Annotated in this window: 18 protein-coding genes; 4 read left to right on the top strand and 14 right to left on the bottom strand. The window is 73.0% G+C overall.

From position 1 onward, the window contains the following. Positions 1–72: 72 nt before the first annotated feature. The 3 genes from ruvB to ruvC are packed head-to-tail and all read right to left on the bottom strand — an operon-like array spanning position 73 to position 2,379. Positions 73–1,113, bottom strand: coding sequence for a Holliday junction branch migration DNA helicase RuvB (gene ruvB, locus BUE43_RS21140; protein ID WP_407697135.1), 1,041 nt, complete (start codon positions 1,111–1,113; stop codon positions 73–75). Positions 1,114–1,159: 46 nt separating this feature from the next. After that, positions 1,160–1,768, bottom strand: coding sequence for a Holliday junction branch migration protein RuvA (gene ruvA / locus BUE43_RS21135; RefSeq protein WP_073485819.1), 609 nt, complete (start codon positions 1,766–1,768; stop codon positions 1,160–1,162). Beyond that, entirely contained in the window at positions 1,765–2,379 is a 615-nt protein-coding gene (gene ruvC, locus BUE43_RS21130) for a crossover junction endodeoxyribonuclease RuvC (RefSeq protein ID WP_073485817.1), read from the bottom strand. The genes ruvA and ruvC overlap by 4 nt, the downstream gene beginning before the upstream one ends. 234 nt (positions 2,380–2,613) lie before the next feature. On the opposite strand from ruvC, the gene BUE43_RS21125 reads away from it, so the two are divergent. Further along, positions 2,614–3,096, top strand: coding sequence for a GbsR/MarR family transcriptional regulator (locus BUE43_RS21125; RefSeq protein ID WP_073485815.1), 483 nt, complete (start codon positions 2,614–2,616; stop codon positions 3,094–3,096). A 35-nt stretch (positions 3,097–3,131) separates the two neighbouring features. Further along, a complete protein-coding gene (locus BUE43_RS21120) occupies positions 3,132–4,367 on the top strand; it encodes a glycosyltransferase (RefSeq protein ID WP_234995820.1) in 1,236 nt (411 codons plus the stop codon). Positions 4,368–4,595: 228 nt separating this feature from the next. On the opposite strand, the gene BUE43_RS21115 is transcribed toward BUE43_RS21120, so the two are convergent. The 9 genes from BUE43_RS21115 to BUE43_RS21075 all read right to left on the bottom strand — a co-directional run bounded on the left by BUE43_RS21115 (position 4,596) and on the right by BUE43_RS21075 (position 13,082). Then, a complete protein-coding gene (locus BUE43_RS21115) occupies positions 4,596–5,447 on the bottom strand; it encodes a class I SAM-dependent methyltransferase (protein WP_073486187.1) in 852 nt (283 codons plus the stop codon). A gap of 80 nt (positions 5,448–5,527) precedes the next feature. Then, positions 5,528–6,058: a DUF4262 domain-containing protein gene (locus BUE43_RS21110; RefSeq protein ID WP_200797609.1), complete on the bottom strand. Its 531-nt coding sequence runs from the start codon at positions 6,056–6,058 to the stop codon at positions 5,528–5,530. Further along, on the bottom strand, positions 6,055–6,567 hold the full coding sequence (locus BUE43_RS21105; protein ID WP_073485811.1) for a DUF4262 domain-containing protein: 513 nt from the start codon (positions 6,565–6,567) through the stop codon (positions 6,055–6,057). The genes BUE43_RS21110 and BUE43_RS21105 overlap by 4 nt, the downstream gene beginning before the upstream one ends. 155 nt (positions 6,568–6,722) lie before the next feature. Continuing rightward, a complete protein-coding gene (locus BUE43_RS21100; RefSeq protein ID WP_073485809.1) occupies positions 6,723–7,475 on the bottom strand; it encodes a YebC/PmpR family DNA-binding transcriptional regulator in 753 nt (250 codons plus the stop codon). A 274-nt stretch (positions 7,476–7,749) separates the two neighbouring features. Then, complete coding sequence (pdxT, locus tag BUE43_RS21095) at positions 7,750–8,370, bottom strand: pyridoxal 5'-phosphate synthase glutaminase subunit PdxT (protein ID WP_073485807.1); 621 nt, start codon at positions 8,368–8,370, stop codon at positions 7,750–7,752. Positions 8,371–8,480: 110 nt separating this feature from the next. Continuing rightward, positions 8,481–9,815 (bottom strand): amino acid permease, encoded by a 1,335-nt coding sequence (locus BUE43_RS21090; protein ID WP_143174299.1) that lies wholly within the window; start codon positions 9,813–9,815, stop codon positions 8,481–8,483. 456 nt (positions 9,816–10,271) lie between these two features. Then, positions 10,272–11,642, bottom strand: a complete 1,371-nt coding sequence (locus BUE43_RS21085; RefSeq protein ID WP_083959963.1) for an amino acid permease — start codon at positions 11,640–11,642, stop codon at positions 10,272–10,274. Between the two features lie 340 nt (positions 11,643–11,982). Then, complete coding sequence (locus BUE43_RS21080) at positions 11,983–12,291, bottom strand: AzlD domain-containing protein (protein ID WP_073485805.1); 309 nt, start codon at positions 12,289–12,291, stop codon at positions 11,983–11,985. Further along, positions 12,288–13,082, bottom strand: a complete 795-nt coding sequence (locus BUE43_RS21075; protein ID WP_083959885.1) for an AzlC family ABC transporter permease — start codon at positions 13,080–13,082, stop codon at positions 12,288–12,290. The genes BUE43_RS21080 and BUE43_RS21075 overlap by 4 nt, the downstream gene beginning before the upstream one ends. A gap of 89 nt (positions 13,083–13,171) precedes the next feature. Between BUE43_RS21075 and BUE43_RS21070 the strand changes: the two genes are divergently transcribed. After that, positions 13,172–13,741, top strand: coding sequence for a helix-turn-helix domain-containing protein (locus BUE43_RS21070; RefSeq protein WP_073485801.1), 570 nt, complete (start codon positions 13,172–13,174; stop codon positions 13,739–13,741). A gap of 149 nt (positions 13,742–13,890) precedes the next feature. Here the strand turns inward: BUE43_RS21070 and pdxS are convergent, their stop codons facing one another. Then, positions 13,891–14,817, bottom strand: a complete 927-nt coding sequence (gene pdxS, locus BUE43_RS21065) for a pyridoxal 5'-phosphate synthase lyase subunit PdxS (RefSeq protein WP_073485799.1) — start codon at positions 14,815–14,817, stop codon at positions 13,891–13,893. 368 nt (positions 14,818–15,185) lie between these two features. Between pdxS and BUE43_RS21060 the strand changes: the two genes are divergently transcribed. Next, complete coding sequence (locus BUE43_RS21060; RefSeq protein ID WP_073485797.1) at positions 15,186–17,327, top strand: elongation factor G-like protein EF-G2; 2,142 nt, start codon at positions 15,186–15,188, stop codon at positions 17,325–17,327. 81 nt (positions 17,328–17,408) lie between these two features. On the opposite strand, the gene BUE43_RS21055 is transcribed toward BUE43_RS21060, so the two are convergent. Next, positions 17,409–17,798, bottom strand: a complete 390-nt coding sequence (locus BUE43_RS21055; protein WP_073485795.1) for a hypothetical protein — start codon at positions 17,796–17,798, stop codon at positions 17,409–17,411. Between the last annotated feature and the right edge of the window lie 43 nt (positions 17,799–17,841).

The raw sequence follows: 17,841 nt of genomic DNA, 5'->3' as shown, positions 1-17,841 counted from the left end.
GGGTGCCGCCTCCGAGTGTGCCAAACGCGGCGCGCGGGGCATGAGGCGGAGGTCACGGCGGGGCCTGCCCGGTCACTCCTCGGACGACGTGGGCAAATCCTCTCCGGGCGCGTGGCCCGGCGGCTCCAGCCCGAGATGCCGCCACGCGGCGGCGGTGGCCACCCGGCCGCGTGGAGTTCGGGCCAGCATCCCGGCCCGCACCAGGTAGGGCTCGCAGACCTCCTCCACGGTCGTCGGCTCCTCGCCGACGGCCACCGCGAGGGTGGACACGCCGACCGGCCCGCCGTGGAAGGACCGCACCAGCGCGTCGAGCACGGCCCGGTCCAGCCGGTCCAGCCCCAGCTCGTCGACGTCGTAGACGGCCAGGGCGGCCCTGGCGACCTCCCTGGTCACCGCGCCGTCGGCCCGCACCTCGGCGTAGTCGCGGACGCGCCGCAGTAGCCGGTTGGCGATCCGGGGTGTGCCCCGGGAGCGTCGGGCGACCTCCTCGGCGCCGTCCGGCCGCAGGTCCACGCCCAGGATCGCGGCCGAGCGCCGCAGCACCCGCTCCAGCTCCTCGGGCGAGTAGAACTCCATGTGCGCGGTGAAGCCGAACCGGTCCCGCAGCGGGCCGGTGAGCACACCCGACCGGGTGGTCGCGCCCACCAGGGTGAACGGGGCGATGTCCAGCGGGATGCTGGTGGCGCCCGGCCCCTTTCCGACGACCACGTCGACCCGGAAGTCCTCCATGGCCAGGTAGAGCATCTCCTCCGCCGGCCGGGCGATGCGGTGGATCTCGTCGATGAACAGCACGTCGCCCTCGACGAGGTTGGACAGCATCGCGGCGAGGTCGCCGGCGCGCTCCAGGGCGGGGCCGGAGGTGACCCGGACCGCGCTGCCCAGCTCCGCGCCGATGATCAGGGCGAGGCTGGTCTTGCCCAGCCCCGGCGGCCCGGACAGCAGGACGTGGTCGGGTGGCGCGCCCCGCCGGCGCGCGCCCTCCAGCACGAGGTCGAGCTGCTCGCGCACCCGGGACTGGCCGACGAACTCGGCCAGCCGGCGGGGGCGCAGGGTCGACTCCACGTCCCGGTCGCCGGGCTCGGCGTGGGGGGACAGCGGCGCCTCGTCCGGCATCCAGGTGTCGTGCACGGCGTCGTCCATGACCTGCCCTCGACCCGCCCTACTTCTTCCGGCCGAGCACGACCAGCGCCCTGCGCAGCACCGCCGAGGTGTCGCGCGCGGCGACCTCGCCGTCGGCCAGCACCGCGTCGACGGTCTGCTCGGCCTGCTTGGCGGAGAACCCGAGGCCCACCAACGCCTCGCACACCTCGGCCCGCACGCGCCGCGTGTCGCCGGGGGTGGGGCCGGCCGGGCCCTCGGCGGCGCCGAACGCGCCGATCTTGTCCCGCAGCTCGACCACCAGCCGCTCCGCGCCCTTGCGCCCGATGCCCGGCACCTGGGTGAGCACGGTGATGTTGCCCTCCGAGATCGCGTGCCGCAGCTTGTCCGGCTCCAGCACCGCCAGCGTGGCCAGTGCCAGCCGGGGGCCGACGCCGGTCACGGTCTGGAGCAGGCCGAACAGCTCCCGCGCCTCGGCGTCGGCGAAGCCGTAGAGGGTGAGCGAGTCCTCCCGCACGACGAGCGCGGTGGCCAGCGCGGCCTCCTCGCCCCTGCGCAGCGCGGCCAGCGTCGAGGGGGTGGCGTGCACCGCGAGGCCGACCCCGCCGACCTCCACCACGGCGTGGTCCAACCCGACCGACAACACGGGCCCGCGGACCGATGCGATCACCCTGCTCCTCCTGCCTCTGCTCGTCCCGTCCCGGCGCGTCCGGCCCGGGGCGCCCGCCGCGCGGCCTCGGCCAGCCGGGCCCGGTGGGCCCTGGCCAGCTCCGCCGCCCTGGCCTCGGCCTCGGCCATCCTGGTCAGCATCGGGCCCCGCCACAGGTGGCACACGGCCAGGGCCAGCGCGTCGGCCGCGTCGGCCGGCTTCGGGGCCTCCGCGAGCTGGAGCAACCGGGTGACCATGGTCGTGACCTGCGCCTTGTCGGCGCGGCCGGAGCCGGTGACGGCGGCCTTGACCTCGCTGGGGGTGTGGAAGGCCACCGGCAGGCCCCTGCGGGCCGCCGCCACCGCGACGATCCCGCTGACCTGGGCGGTGCCCATCACGGTGCGCACGTTGTGCTGGCTGAACACCCGCTCGATCGCCACGACCTGCGGCCGGTGCCGGTCCAGCCACTCCTCCAGGCCCTCGGCCACGGCCAGCAGCCGGTGCGCGAGGTCGGCGTCCACCGGCGTGCGGATCACCCCGACGTCCACGCAGCGCACGCTGCGCCCGGAGCCGCCGTCGACCACGCCGATCCCGCACCGGGTCAGGCCGGGGTCGACACCCAGCACCCGCACGCGCGCCTCCTCGACACCCCGGCTCGGCCCCAGCCGACCACCCGTTCCGACGAACACCCGTTCGAGACCCTAGTTGGTCGACTCTTGCGCGCATGCACGCAACACGTCGTGCATGCGCGCAAGAACCCGCTCTGTACTCGCCGCGAGCGGTCCCGTCCACGTCATGCTCGTTACACCAATTTCAGTAGGTGCTGTAATTGCCAACATCCGCTGACACTGCTGTACTGAGTCGCGATGGGCACCGAGAGGCGTGAGCCGGAGCTCGACGAGCTGCGGGCGTGGGCGGAACAGGTCGCGACGTACTTCATGCGGCTGAGCGGGTGGCCCCCGATCACGGGGCGCGCGCTGGGCTGGCTGATGGTGTGCGAGCCGAGGGAGCAGTCGGCCGCGGGCATCGCCGAGGCGATCCGGGCGAGCCGGGCCTCGCTGACCAGCACCCTGCGGGTGCTGACGTCGTCGAACCTCGTGCAGGCCGTGACCCGCCCCGGCGAGCGCACGACCTACTACCGGATCGCGGACGACGCCTGGGCGAGGGTGATGCGCCAGCGGTTCGCCGGGCTGTCCGAGTTCCTGGAGATCACCCGGCAGGGCATGGCGCTGCTCCCCGACGACCCCGAGCGGTCCGCGCGGGTGCGGGCCGCCAACGAGGCCTTCCGGTGGTTGTCCGAGGAGGTCGAGCCCATGTTCGAGCAGTGGGACGCCGAGCACCGCCGGTAGGCGGGCGACTGGGGGTAACGATGAAGGTCGTCATCATGACGATCGGCTCACGGGGCGACGTGGCGCCCTACACCGGCGTGGCGACGCGGTTACTCGCGGCCGGCCACGACGTCGCGATCGCGACCGAGGAGGGCTTCGCCGACGTGGTGCGGGCCACCGGCTGCGAGTTCCGGCGCATGTCGAGCGACACCCGGACGATGTTGTCGTCCGAGCAGGGCAGGGAGTGGCAACGGGGCGGGACGGGGCTGCGCGGCATCCGCAACAACATCCGCATGGGCCAGCAGCTCATGGCGAACCTCGGCGACGACGTCGCCGCCGCCGCCGAGGGCGCCGACGTCCTGCTCCTCCAGCGGGGCGTGATGACCCACGGGTACCTGGTGGCGAAGGCGATGGGCATCCCGAGCGTGTCGCTGGAGCTGTTCCCCGGGGTGCCGACCACGGAGTTCACCCTGCCCAGCCTCGGCGGGCTGGCCATCCCCCGGTGGGGCGTCCGGCTCGTCACCCGGCTCGCCACGCGCGTCCCGACGCCCTTCGACGACGAGCTGAAGGAGTTCGGTCGACGGCTGGGACTGCCGCCGGCACGGCTCGGCGCCGTCCGCGCGCAGATGCTGGAGGACGCCCGGCACCCGATCCTGCACGGGTTCAGCCCGTCGGTCGTGCCCCGGCCCGGCGACTGGCGACCCGGCGTGGAGATCGTCGGCTACTGGTGGCCGGAGCGCCCGGCGGGATGGGAGCCGCCGGCCGAGCTGGTGGACTTCCTGGCGGCCGGCCCGGCGCCGGTGTTCGTCGGGTTCGGCAGCATGAGCCCCGGCGAGAGCGAGCGGCTGTCCGGGATCGTCGCGGCGGCGCTGCGCCGGGTGGGCGTCCGGGGTGTGGTCCAGGCCGGCTGGGCCGGGATGACGGCCAGCGGCGACGACGTGCTCGGCATCGACTCCGTGCCGCACGACTGGTTGTTCCCCCGCATGGCGGCGGTGGTCCACCACGGCGGCGCCGGCACCACGGGCGCCGGGCTGCGCGCGGGCGTGCCGGCGGTGCTGACGCCGGTGCTCGCCGACCAGCCCTGGTGGGCCGAACGCCTCCGACTCGTCGGCGTCAGCCCCGGCTCGGTGCCGTTGGCGGAACTGTCCGTCGAGCGCCTCGCCGGCCTGATCCGCCAGGCCGTGACGGACGAGTCGTACCGGCGGCGCGCCCAGGCGTTGGCCGGGCGCGTCCAGGCCGAGGACGGCGCGGGCCGCGTGGCCTGGTGGGTGGAGCGACTCGACCGGAAGTGAGTCGGCGCGCACGGAGATGACCACCAGCGGACGGGCGCGTGCCGGTTTCCGGTGAGGGTGGGGGGTGTTTCCCCACCCTCACCGGAAACAACCGGCTACGCGCTCGCTTCGCTCCACTACGCGAAGCGACCACACTATGTCCACTCAGGACTGTCCACAGTGGATAACTCGGGCGCGCGCGACCGCCGTCGGGCCCGGCGTCTCCCAGGTCCGGCCGGAGCTCCCGCGTCAGGCGTCGCGGACCGCGCGCAGCGAGAACAACAGGGGCACCCGGGGCGCGCCCTCGGGCAACCGCCACCACCGCCCCTCGGGTCGCATCCCGTCCCACCGGGCCCACGGCGTGATCTCGTGCTCGGTCAGGGATACCAGCCGCAGGCCCGCGCCGAGCACGGCCCGCACCACGTCCCCGATGCCGAAGGACCACTCGTAGGTCACGGTGTGCCCCGGCAGCGGCGGCCCGTCGGTGTAGGTCTGGCCGGCCTCGAACCGGTTCGGCTCGCCGGTGGCGACGGCCGGCCAGTCCAGCACGAGCCGGCTCGCCAGCTCGGGCTGCTCGTCGGCGGCCGCCGTGAACAGGGGGTGCAGCTCGACCACGTGCAACAGGCCGCCAGGGCGCAGCAGCTCGGCCGCGACCCGCGCCCAGGCGTCCAGGTCGGGCAGCCAGTTCAACGCGCCCTTGCCGGTGTGGACGACGTCGAACGCGCGCCCACCCAGCGCGGACACGGCGTCGTACACGTCCGCGTGCACGTACTCGACGTCCACCCCGGCCTCGGCGGCGATCCGCCGGGCCCTGGCCACCGACTCCGCCGAGAAGTCCAGCCCGACCGCCCTGGCCCCGGCCCTGGCCAGGCACACCGTGTCGGTGCCCAGGTGGCACTGCAGGTGGACCAGGTCCCTGCCGGTCAGGTCGCCCAACTCCGCGTACTCGAACGCGGCGAGGTGGTCCTCGCCGCGCAGCAACCCCTCCAGGTCGTAGAAGGCGCTCTGCTCGTGCACCCCGGCCCGGGCATCCCAGCTCGCCCGATTGCTCGCGATCAGCGACTCGGTCCCGCCCGGCGCCGGGTTCGTCCCGGCGTTCATGTCCATGCCCACCATTCAGCCTGGCGGGGCACCCGGGGGCCACCGGTTTTCGATCTTGGCCCCCGGTTCTCGATCCCGGCTCAGGGGCCGTCGACGCCGGGGACCCAGCTCTCCGGCGCGCCGCTGTCGGTCAGCACCGGCTGCCACCGCGCGAACCCGCCAGGCGCGTCCTCCTGCCACGGCCAGCTGCCGTCGGGCGCGGACACCAGGATCTGCACGGCGGCGAACTGGCCCGTCCGATAGACGAGGAAGGCGTGCCCGAAGTACTCCGGGTAGAACTGCGCCGCCACCCGCTCGAAGGTGACCGGGCACCCCTCCAGGAACCCATCGTACGACTCGCCCGGCCGGAAACGCTCCCCCGCGCCGGCCCGCGCGACGTAGGTGTTCAGCACCGCCTGCGCCACCTCGGGCGGCAGGCCGATGACGACGGCCTCCGGGACGCCGGCCCGCCGCCAGGCGCCGACCGTGAACGCGAACGGCGCCGCGCCCGGGTCACCGGTCCCGTCGGCCTCGACCCCGTCCACCTGAACGACAGCGGCGCCGTACTGCTCCGCCGTGTCGAGCAGCCAACGCCGCAGTTCCTCGTCGCTCCTGGTGTCGCTGACCGTCACGGTCCCGTCCCCTCCGGATCCCAGCTCTCCGGCCGGCCGGACGCGGTCAGCACCGGCTGGCCCCGGACCAACTCGTGCGGCGCGCCCGGCTGCCACGGCCAGACCCCGTCGGGGTCGGGCACCAGCAGCTGGAGCATCCGGAAGCCGCCGTCCGGGTAGACCACGCTCGCCGAGCCCAGCCACTCCCGGTGGTGCTCCGCGCTGACCCACTCGAAGGTGACGGGCAGCCCCTCCAGGAAGCCCTCGTAGCACCGCCCCGGCTCGAACCGCTCGCCGTCCCGGCACCGCCGCACGTACTCCTCGACCAACGCCGCGCCCAGCTCGTGGTCCACCCCGACGGCGATCACCTCGGGAACGCGGAGCCCGCGCCAGACGCCCAGCGTGTACGTGAGCGGCGGGACCTCCTCGTCCGGGTCGAAGACCGCGAGCACGGCGTAGCCCTCGCCGTCCACCCTGGACCGCAGCTCGGCCTCCAGCCGCTCCCGGTGGCCATTGCCCTCGCGCCGCACAAGACCATTCTGCCGGGCCGGCGAGCGCCGGCGGCACGAGGGCGGGCCCCGCCGCGCTCCCGGGACGGGGCGCCGGAAACGCGACGGCGCCCCCGCGGCGGTGACCGCGGGGGCGCCGGGTTCGGGCTGGGCCAGCCCGGGGCTCAGCCCGTCGCTCAGCCCATGACCTCGGCCAGCACGTCGTCCGCCACATCCATGTTGGCGTAGACGTTCTGCACGTCGTCGCAGTCCTCAAGCGCCTCGATCAGCTTGAAGACCTTCCGCGCGCCCTCGGCGTCCAGCTGCACCGACGTCGACGGGAGGAAGTTCGCCTCCGCCGAGTCGTAGTCGATGCCCGCCTGCTGCAGCGCGGTGCGCACGGCCACCATGTCGCCGGCCTCGCTGACGACCTCGAAGCTCTCCCCGAGGTCGTTGACCTCTTCGGCGCCGGCGTCCAGCACCGCGTCGAGCACGTCGTCCTCGGCAAGGCCGTTCTTCGGCACGATCACGACGCCCTTGCGGGTGAACAGGTACGCCACCGAGCCCGGGTCGGCCATGTTGCCGCCGTTGCGGGTCATCGCGGTGCGGACCTCGCCGGCCGCGCGGTTGCGGTTGTCGGTCAGGCACTCGATGAGCACGGCGACACCGCTCGGGCCGTAGCCCTCGTACATGATCGTCTGGTAGTCGGCGCCACCCGCCTCCGCGCCGGACCCGCGCTTGATCGCCCGCTGGATGTTGTCCATCGGCACGGAGCTCTTCCGCGCCTTCTGGACCGCGTCGAACAGCGTCGGGTTGGCCTCGGGGTCACCCCCGCCGGTCCGCGCGGCGACCTCGATGTTCTTGATGAGCTTCGCGAACAGCTTGCCGCGCTTGGCGTCGAGGGCGGCCTTCTTGTGCTTGGTGGTGGCCCACTTGGAGTGGCCGCTCATCTCTCCTCCTGTTTCGTGCGGGACACCCGCACGCCGCTTCGTGCGCACCCGCACCCGGGCGCGGCGGCCGTGAGCGGCGTTCTCGCCCCGCCCATGACCGCCTCCAGATCGACGCTGCGTGGCCCCACGCAGCGGTACCCCTACCGCCGGGTCCCCGGGGCGCGGCACCGACGCACGGTGCCGAGCGCCGACGGGCCCGGTCGGACCCGCCCGCCGGCCTGGGCGCCGGCCGGGCGCGGCGGACCCCCGTCCCGCGCCGTCGGCGCCGCCCGCGTCAGGCCGCGCGCACGGTGTCCGCGAACAGCCGGTGCACGCGCCCGTCCCCGGTCAGCTCCGGGTGGAACGCGGTGGCGAGCACGTGCCCCTGGCGAACCGCGACGATCCTACCGGCGGCCACTCCGGCCACCGGCTGGTCGGGCACCCTCGCCAGCACCTCGACCGCGCCGCCCACCGACTCCACCCAGGGCGCCCGGATGAATACGGCCGGCAGCGGCCCGCCGGGCAGGCCGGTGAAGTCCAGGTCGGCCTCGAACGAGTCGACCTGCCGGCCGAAGGCGTTGCGGCGCACCACCATGTCGATCGCCTCCAGCTGGTGCTGGTCGGGCCGGCCGTCGAGGGCCTTGGTGGCCAGCAGGACCATGCCGGCGCACGAGCCGTAGGCGGGCATGCCGTCGGCGAGCCGGGCCCGCAGCGGCTCCAGCAGCTCGAAGGTCTCCAGCAGGCGGCTCATGGTGGTCGACTCGCCGCCGGGCAGGACCAGGCCGTGCACCTCGGCCAGCTCCTCGGGCCGGCGCACGGGACGCGCGAGCACGCCGACCTCGGCGAGGGCGAGCAGGTGCTCCCGGACGTCGCCCTGCAGGGCGAGCACGCCGACGACGGGCTGGGCAGGGGACACGGTGGCAGCCTCCGGTTCTGGCGACGGGACGTTCCCGGTCAAGGGTAGAGAACGGCGACGGGGTCGGGTCGGGCTCCCGCCCGACCCGACCCCGCGACGCCCGCGGCGCGTCAGGCCTCGACGCCCTCCCGGTTCCGCCGCCGACCCTGGATGATCTTCCAGCCCACGGCCAGCACGACGGCCAGCGCCGGGGCCAGGGCGATCGACAACTGCTGCTTCCAGTCGTCGGACAGGACCATCAGCGCCAGGCACAGGACCAGGAAGCCGATCGCGGCCCAGTTCGTGTACGGCGAGCCGGGCATCCGGAACGACGGTCGCTCCAGCTCACCCCGCTTCGCCCGCTTCCGCAGCTGGATCTGGCAGTACAGGAGCGTGATCCACGTGGTGACCACGCCCAGCGACGCGACGTTCACGGCGATGTCGAACGCGTCCTTGGGCACCCAGTAGTTCAGGAACACGCCGAACAGGTAGATCACCGCGGTGAACAGGATTCCGCCGTAGGGCACGTGCCGACTGCTCATCCTGCCGGTGAAGGCCGGGGACTCGCCCTTGTTCGCGAGCGACCGCAGAATGCGGCCCGTCGAATACAGGCCGGAGTTGCAGGAGGACAGCGCCGCGGTGAGCACCACCGCGTTCATCACGTCGCCGGCGCCCGGCACGCCCAGGGCGGAGAACACCGTGACGAACGGGCTCTGGTCGCCGTTGTAGAGGGTCCACGGCAGGACCATCGCCAGCAGCAGCACGGAGCCGATGTAGAAGATGCCGATCCGCCAGATCACGCCGTTGATGGCCTTGGGCAGGACCTTCCTCGGGTTCTCGGTCTCGCCGGCCGCGATGCCCACGAGCTCGATCGCCGAGTAGGCGAAGATCACGCCCTGCAGCGCCATCAGCACGACGGGGAAGCCGTTGGGCAGGAACCCGCCGTGGTCGGTCAGGTTGTGCACGCCGGCGTTGCCCGTGGTGCCGACGCCGGAGCTGGTGACCACCAGCGCGACGCCGACGAACAGGAAGACGACGATCGCGAGCACCTTGATGACGGAGAACCAGAACTCCAGCTCGCCGAACAGCTTGACGGAGAGCAGGTTGATCGCCAGCAGCACGGCGAGCGCGACCAGCGCCGTGATCCACTGCGGCACGTCCGGCAGCCACTTGTGCACGTAGATGGCCGCCGCGGTGATCTCGGCGATGCCGGTCATCGCCCAGTTCACCCAGTACATCCAGCCGCTGGCGTAGCCGGCCCACGGCCCGACGAACTCCCGGGCGTACTCCACGAAGCTGCCCGCGGTCGGCCGGTGCAGCACCAGCTCGCCGAGGGCGCGCATCACGAAGAACGCCGCGATGCCGCACATGGCGTAGGACAGCACGAGTGCCGGCCCGGCGCTGTTCAGTCGGCCTCCCGCGCCGAGGAACAGGCCGACGCCGATCGCGCCGCCGATCGCGATCATCTGGACCTGGCGGTTGCTGAGGGACTTGGCGTACCCCTCGTCCTCTGTGTTCGACCCACCGGCGCCGTTGCCGGGCGAGGTCTTCAGCTCCAGCGAATCCACGCTGCGAGCCCTCCTGTCCTCGTGGGGCCGGGTCTCCCGCTACCCAGCCACCCTCGAACGGGGGACGATAGCCATCGTTAACCCTCCTGTCAGAGACTCTGCGGCCGGGACGTAACAGGGATCACACTTACGCGAACGGAGTAGTGATCGCCACCGAACTCGTCACTTTCCGTTGCGGAAGATCGGGTTTCCCCTGACCGGGGCACCCGGCTCCACCTTCGGTGGACCACCCCCGGCGAACCCCCGCTGACCAGGTGACATGGCGCGCTGAGCCAACCGGGCGAACCGGGAGGACGACGCGGGGCCGGCCCGGGAACCCCGGACCGACCCCCTCGAACGTGTGACGGTGTGTTGTCAGCTCTCCGTGGCCGCCGGACCGGCGGGCGGCGTGGCGCCGGCCACGCCGGCCCGGGCCCGACGCCGGGAGATGATCCACCAGCCCCCACCGAGCACCACCGCGAGCACCGGCGCGATCGCGACCGACACCTGCTGCTTCCAGTCGTCGGAGAACACCATCAGCACCAGCACCCCGACCAGGAACGCCAGGGTCAGCCACCCGGTGACCGGCGCGCCCGGCATCCGGAACGCCGGAACCGCCACCTCGCCGCGCCGCGCCTTCCTCCGGAACCTGATCTGGGAGTAGAGCAACGTCATCCAGGTCGTGATCACACCGAGCGAGGCGACATTGACCGCGATGTCGAACGCGTCCTTGGGCACCCAGTAGTTCAGGAACACGCCGAACAGGTAGATCACCGCGGTGAACAGGATTCCGCCGTAGGGCACGTGCCGACTGCTCATCCGCGCGGTGAACGCGGGAGCCTCACCCCGGTTCGCGAGCGACCGCAGAATGCGGCCCGTCGAATACAGGCCGGAGTTGCAGGAGGACAGCGCCGCGGTGAGCACCACCGCGTTCATCACGTCGCCGGCCGCCGGCAGGCCGATCGCGGAGAACACCGTCACGAACGGGCTCTCGTCGCTCCGGTAGACGGTCCACGGCAGCACCAAGGTCAACAACAGCACGGAGCCGATGTAGAAGAAGGCGATCCGCCACACCACGCTGTTGATCGCCTTGGGAACGACCTTGCGCGGATTGTCCGTTTCGCCGGCCGCGATTCCGACCATCTCGATCGCGGCGAACGCGAAGACCACGCCCTGCAGCACCATCAGGACGGCGGGGAAGCCCTGCGGGAAGAAGCCGCCGTGGTCGGTCAGGTTGTGCAGGCCGGCGCGGTGGCCGGTGTCGCCGACCTCGGAGGAGGTCAGCACCAGCGCCAGGCCGACGAACAGGAACGCGATGATGGCCAGCGCCTTGACCAGCGCGAACCAGAACTCCATCTCGCCGAACAGCTTCACCGACAGCAGGTTGACCGACAGCAGCACGGCGAGCGCGACCAGCGCCGTGATCCACTGCGGCACGTCCGGCAGCCAGCGCTCGACGTACAGCGCGGCGGCGGTGATCTCGGCGATCCCGGTCATCGCCCAGTTCACCCAGAACATCCAGCCACTCGCGTAGCCGGCCCACGGACCGACGAACTCCCTGGCGTACTCGACGAAGCTGCCGGCGGTCGGCCGGTGCATGACCAACTCGCCCAGCGCGCGCATCACGAAGAACGCGGCGATTCCGCTGATCGCGTACGAGAGCATCAGACCAGGACCGGCGAACTGCAGTCGGCCGCCGACGCCCAGGAACAGGCCGACACCGATCGCGCCGCCAATGGCGATCATCTGGATCTGGCGGTTGGTCAGCGATTTCGCATAACCCTCGTCACCCGACACGGGGTCCTTCCCCCGGGCAGCGCTGTTCAGCTCCGACGACTCCACGCCGCGGGCCCTCCCGTCTTCCTACGCGGCCGGAGGCCGGCCAAACCCCGACCAGTGAACGATAGTGACCGTTAACCGTCCAAACGGGGGACCGGGGAGAGTGACGTAATGTCGGCCACACGCCGCGAGGGGGTGGAGAAATCCGTCACAGCGACTCCCTCCGGGCCCTGAACGAAATGGTCCCCAGTGCGGAGTCGGGCCGAACAACGTTATCGGAGCGCGCAACGAATCGCGCGAGGAGCGCTCACGGAACTCCGAGCCACCGCAGGAGCGCCGTCGTCGCCGCGGCGAGCACCACGACCGCGACGAAGGGCAGCCGGCGCCACGCCGCGAGCGCGCCGACCGCGACCCCGGTGGGCCTCGCCCAGCCGGCGAAGCCGCCGTCGACGGTCAGCGTCGCGGTCGCGACGAGCGCGGCGAGCAACACCGTCGCGGCGATGGACACCAGCTTCTCCACCCGTTCGGGCATCTCGACCCGCTCGCGCAACAACACCCCGCCGAGCCGCATCGCGTAGGTGCCCACGGCCAGCACCAGCACCGCCGTGATCGTCATCGGGCCTCCCCCGCCTCGGCCGCGGCCGTCGGCCCGGCCCCGCCGTCCGCTCGCCCGGCACCTGTTCGCCCGGCGTCCGCTCGCCCGCCATCCGTGCGCCCATCGCCCGTGCGCCCGGCGGTCCGGGTCGCCGGCACCGCCGCCAGCACGGCGAGCAACGCGAGCAGCACGGGGATGCCCGCCGGGAGGAACGGCGTCGCGACCAGCGCGATCACCGCGCCGAGCAGCGCCACCCCCAGCACCGCGCGCTCCCGCAGCGAGGGCAGGAGCAGCGCCAGCAGCCCGGCGGGGAAGGCGGCGTCCACGCCGAAGGCGTTCGGGTCGCCGATCACCTGCCCGGCCAGCACGCCGAACACCACGCCCACGTGCCAGGTCACGAAGAGGACGGTCCCGGCGACCCAGTAGACGGCGCGACGCCGGGCGGGGTCGCGCTGGGCGAGCGCGAAGGCGACCGTCTCGTCGATGAGCAGGTGGCTGCCGACCAGCCGCGCGAGCAGGGAGCGGCCCAGCACGTCCCCGGTCGCCAGGCCGAACGGCAGGAAGCGGGCGTTGAGCAGGAGACCCGCCACCACCGCCGCCACCACGCCGCCGCCGGCGGCCACGACCCCGACCGCCATGAACTGCGACCCGCCGGCGAACACCAGGAGGCACATGGTGATCGCGAGCCATGGCGACAGGCCCGAGGCGACCGCGATCGCGCCGAAGGACACGCCGACCAACGCCACCGCGGTCGCCACCGCGAGGACGTCGCGCAGCAGCTCACGGTCCAGGGTTCGCCAGGCCGAACGCACTGACTCTTTTATCGAACACATCACTCCGTATGCTGAACGCGCACACCCCTGTTCGTCAAGACGAACGATGCGACCGCTGGAGCGAACGGATGGAGCTGGACGAGGAGCGCCGCGGAGCGCCCCTGGACGTCATCGCGACCGCCCTGCGCCGGGAACGGGACCGCGTCGGCCTGTCCCAGAGCGAGGTCGCCAAACGCGCGGGCATCGCCAAGTCGACGCTGTCCCAGCTGGAGTCGGGCAGCGGGAACCCCAGCGTGGAGACGCTCTGGGCGCTCGGCGTCGCGCTGGGCGTCCCGTTCAGCCGGCTCGTCGACCCGCCGACGCCCCGGATCCAGGTGATCCGCGCCGGGGAGGGCGCGAAGTTCCGCTCGGAGCAGACCCACTACGTCGCGACGCTGCTCTCGTCCTGCCCGCCGGGAGCCCGCCGCGACATCTACCTCATCAACGTCGAACCGGACCAGCCCCGCAGGGCCGACCCGCACATCCCCGGCACCGTGGAGCACGTCGTCGTCAGCGCCGGCCGCCTCCGCACCGGCCCGGTCGACGGCCCGGTCGAGCTCGCCCCCGGCGACTACGCCTCGTTCTCCGGCGACGTCCCGCACATCTACCAGGCCCTCGAACCGGGCACGTCCTACGTCCTGGTCATGGAGCACGTCTAGGCGCGACCGCCACGCCCCGGCGGGCGCTGTCGGGGAGCGCGCGTCGGGGGCCCGGACGGCCGGCCCGCCCCGGAACGAGCGAGGGCCCCGGTCATCTCGACCGGGGCCCTCGCCACTTCAGACACGCGGGCGGCGGACGCCGCCCCGGCTCACCAGCCGCGCTCGGCCAGCCGGTGCGGCTCCGGGATCTCGTCCACGTTGATGCCCACCATGGCCTCGCCCAGGCCGCGGGAGACCTTGGCGATCACGTCCGGGTCGTCGAAGAAGGTGGTGGCCTTCACGATCGCCTCGGCCCGCTTCGCCGGGTCGCCGGACTTGAAGATGCCCGAGCCGACGAACACGCCCTCGGCGCCGAGCTGCATCATCATCGCGGCGTCGGCCGGGGTGGCGATGCCGCCGGCGGTGAACAGCACGACCGGCAGCTTGCCCTCGCGGGCCACCTCGCGGACCAGGTCGTACGGCGCCTGCATCTCCTTGGCGGCCACGAAGAGCTCGTCCTCGGCCATCGACTGGAGGCGGCGGATCTCCCCGCGGATCTTGCGCATGTGGGTGGTGGCGTTCGAGACGTCACCGGTGCCGGCCTCACCCTTGGAGCGGATCATCGCCGCGCCCTCGGTGATCCGGCGCAGCGCCTCGCCCAGGTTGGTCGCGCCGCAGACGAAGGGCACCGTGAACTGCCACTTGTCGATGTGGTTGGCGTAGTCGGCCGGGGTCAGCACCTCGGACTCGTCGATGTAGTCCACGCCGAGCGACTGCAGCACCTGCGCCTCGACGAAGTGGCCGATGCGGGCCTTGGCCATCACCGGGATCGAGACGGCCTCGATGATGCCGTCGATCAGGTCCGGGTCGCTCATCCTGGCCACGCCGCCCTGGGAGCGGATGTCCGCGGGCACGCGCTCCAGCGCCATCACCGCGACCGCGCCGGCGTCCTCGGCGATCTTCGCCTGCTCCGGCGTGACCACGTCCATGATCACACCGCCCTTGAGCATCTCGGCCATGCCGCGCTTCACCCTGGCGGTGCCGGTCGCCTGCGTGAGGTCGTTCTGCGCGTTGCCGGCGGTCTCGGTGTCGGTCACCTCGGACCCTTTCCACAGCGGTTGGACAGGGGGAACGCCGTCGGCGGACGGCGGGATCGCCGTCATCCTACGTGCCACGTGGACCAGCCGGGCAGGCCATTGCGCCCTGATTTCAACAGTCCAATCACCCGGGCTCCGCGGCCGGACCAGGCGCCGGGCCGCCGACGGGCCGCCAGCGGGCCGCACCGCGCTCCGCCGACCGCCGGCCACGCTGGCCGGCCGGCGGGCCCGGACGGCGGGCGCCGGGGCGGTTTCGTTCGTCCTCCCGGATGGGGTCGGGCGCCCCGGGGTTGTCGACGGGGGGACGACGGTGTGAGATCGACCACATGAACACCCCGTGAACAACGCCTTCGTGGAGGTGGTGCCCGATGGGAGCCAAGCACGCGGAGATCGGTCATGCCGGAGCGTCGGTCGCTGTAGCCGACCCGGCCAAGGTGCGCAACGTGGTGCTGGTGGGCCCGTCCGGCTCGGGCAAGACCACCCTCACCGAGACGTTGCTCGCCGCGGCCGGGGTGATCACCAGGGCGGGCTCGGTGACCGAGGGGACCACCGTCTGCGACCAGGACCCGGCCGCGGTGCGCCAGCAGCGCTCGGTCGGGCTCGCGGTGGCGCCCCTGGTGCACGACGACGTCAAGGTCAACCTCATCGACACCCCTGGCTACGCCGACTTCGTCGGCGAGTTGCGGGCCGGGCTCCGCGCCGCCGACGCCGCCCTGTTCGTGGTGGCCGGCTCGGAGGGCGTGGACGCGGCCACGGTCGCGCTGTGGGAGGAGTGCGCCGCGGTCGGGATGCCCCGCGCGGTCGTCATCAGCCGGCTGGACCACCACCGCGCGGACTTCGACGCCGGCCTCGCCGCGTGCCAGAGCGCGTTCGGCGCCGGCGTGCTGCCGCTGTACCTGCCGGTGCCCGGCGACGGGACGACCCGGGTCGTCGGGTTGATCACCCGGCGGGTGTTCGACTACTCGGGCGGCTTCCCGCCGCTGGTGAAGGACCCCGACCCGGAACTCGGCGCGCTGATCGCCGAGCACCGCGACGCCCTGATCGAGGGGATCATCGCCGAGAGCGAGGACGAGACCCTCATGGACCGCTACCTGGCCGGCGAGGAGATCGACCAGGACACGCTGCTGCGGGACCTGGAGACCGCGGTGGCCCGCGGCTCGTTCCACCCGGCGCTCCCGGTGTGCTCGACCACCGGCGTCGGCGTCTCCGAACTGCTGGAGGTGCTCACCAGGGGCTTCCCCTCACCGCTGGAGCACGGGCTGCCCGAGGTCAGCTCGCCCGACGGCATCCCCCGGCAGCGCCTGTCCCCCGATCCCTCCGGGCCGCTGGTCGCCGAGGTCGTGCGCACCGCCGTCGACGCCTACGTCGGCCGGGTCTCGCTGGTCAGGGTGTTCTCCGGGACGCTGCGCCCCGAGCGGTCCGTGCACGTCTCCGGGCACGGCCTCACCGACCGCGGCCACTCCGACCACGACGCCGACGAACGCGTCGCGCACGTCTACTCCCCGCTGGGCGCCAACCTGCGCGAGGTCCCGTACTGCGTGGCCGGCGACCTGTGCGCCCTGACGAAACTCGGCACCGCCGAGACGGGCGACACCCTGTCCGCGCCGGGCGAACCGCTCGTGGTGCGGCCGTGGGACATGCCGGAGCCGCTGCTGCCGGTGGCCGTGGTCGCGCGCAGCCGCAGCGACGAGGACAACCTCGCCCGCAACCTCTCCCGACTCGTCGCCGGCGACCCGACGCTGCGGCTGGAGCGCAACGCCGAGACCCACCAGCTCGTGCTGTGGTGCATGGGCGAGGCCCACGCCGACGTCGTGCTGCAACGACTGCGGGCCGGCGGGGCCGAGGTGGACACCGAGCCGGTGCGGGTGTCGCTTCGGGAGACCTTCGCCGGCCCCGCCAAGGGCCACGGCCGGCACGTCAAGCAGTCCGGCGGCCACGGCCAGTACGCCGTCTGCGACATCCAGGTGGAGCCGCTGCCCAGGGGGTCCGGCCTGGAGTTCGTGGTCAGGATCGTGGGTGGGGCGATCCCCAACCAGTTCATCCCCAGCGTGGAGAAGGGGGTGCGGGCGCAGATGGCCCGCGGCCTGCTCGCCGGCCACCCCGTCATCGACATCCGGGTGACGCTGGTGGACGGCAAGGCGCACAGCGTGGACTCCTCGGACGCGGCGTTCCAGACCGCCGGCTCGCTGGCGCTGAAGGACGCCGCCACCAACGCGCGCCTGACGTTGCTGGAACCGGTCGACGAGGTGGCGGTGCTCGTGCCGGACGACCACATGGGCACGATCCTCGGCGACCTGTCCGGCCGGCGCGGCCGCGTGCTCGGCACCGAGGGCGGCGGGCCGGGCCGCACCCTGATCAGGGCGGAGGTGCCGGCGACGGAGCTGGTGCGGTACGCGGTGGAGCTGCGCTCGATGACCTCGGGCACGGCGACGTTCACCCGCCGGTTCGCCCGGCACGAGCCGCTGCCGGAGTCGTTGGCCGCCAAGGTCGAGAAGAACGAGCGCAAGTGACGAGCGTGCCCGTGCGGCACGGGGAACGCGCACGCCCCCGTGCCGCACGGGCACCGCGACACCCGGCGACGGACCGCCGGATCAGCTCCTGCGCCGCCGACCGAGCCGGGCGACGGCCGGCTTCTCGTGCTCCGACTGGCAGTCGCACTCGGTGTCGGTGACCGCGTCGGCGGCGACGGTGCACTGCTGGCGCACACCGGTGACGATCGACTCCCCCTGCGAGGCGAGCGAGACCCACACCGACACCGAGTCGCCGAAGTTGGCGTCCTCCGGCAGACCGGCGGCGGCCTTGACCGCCCCGGCCAACCACGCGGCGACCTCCTGCGGCGTCAGGAGCACCTCGTCGGGCAGCGCGACCAACCGCTCCTTGCGGGTCTTGGCCACCGCCATCGGCACTTCCTCGACATGGCCGTGCCAGTGGACACCGAGCATCTCCCACTCGTCGGAGACCGGCCATTGTCCGTCGCTCATGGCGCAACATCATGCCAGCGGTCCGCGCCGGACCGACGCGGCA

Origin of the sequence: Streptoalloteichus hindustanus, from assembly GCF_900129375.1 — a bacterium.
Taxonomy (GTDB): Bacteria; Actinomycetota; Actinomycetes; order Mycobacteriales; family Pseudonocardiaceae; genus Streptoalloteichus; species Streptoalloteichus hindustanus.
This window is presented reverse-complemented; position numbering and strand designations above follow the sequence as displayed.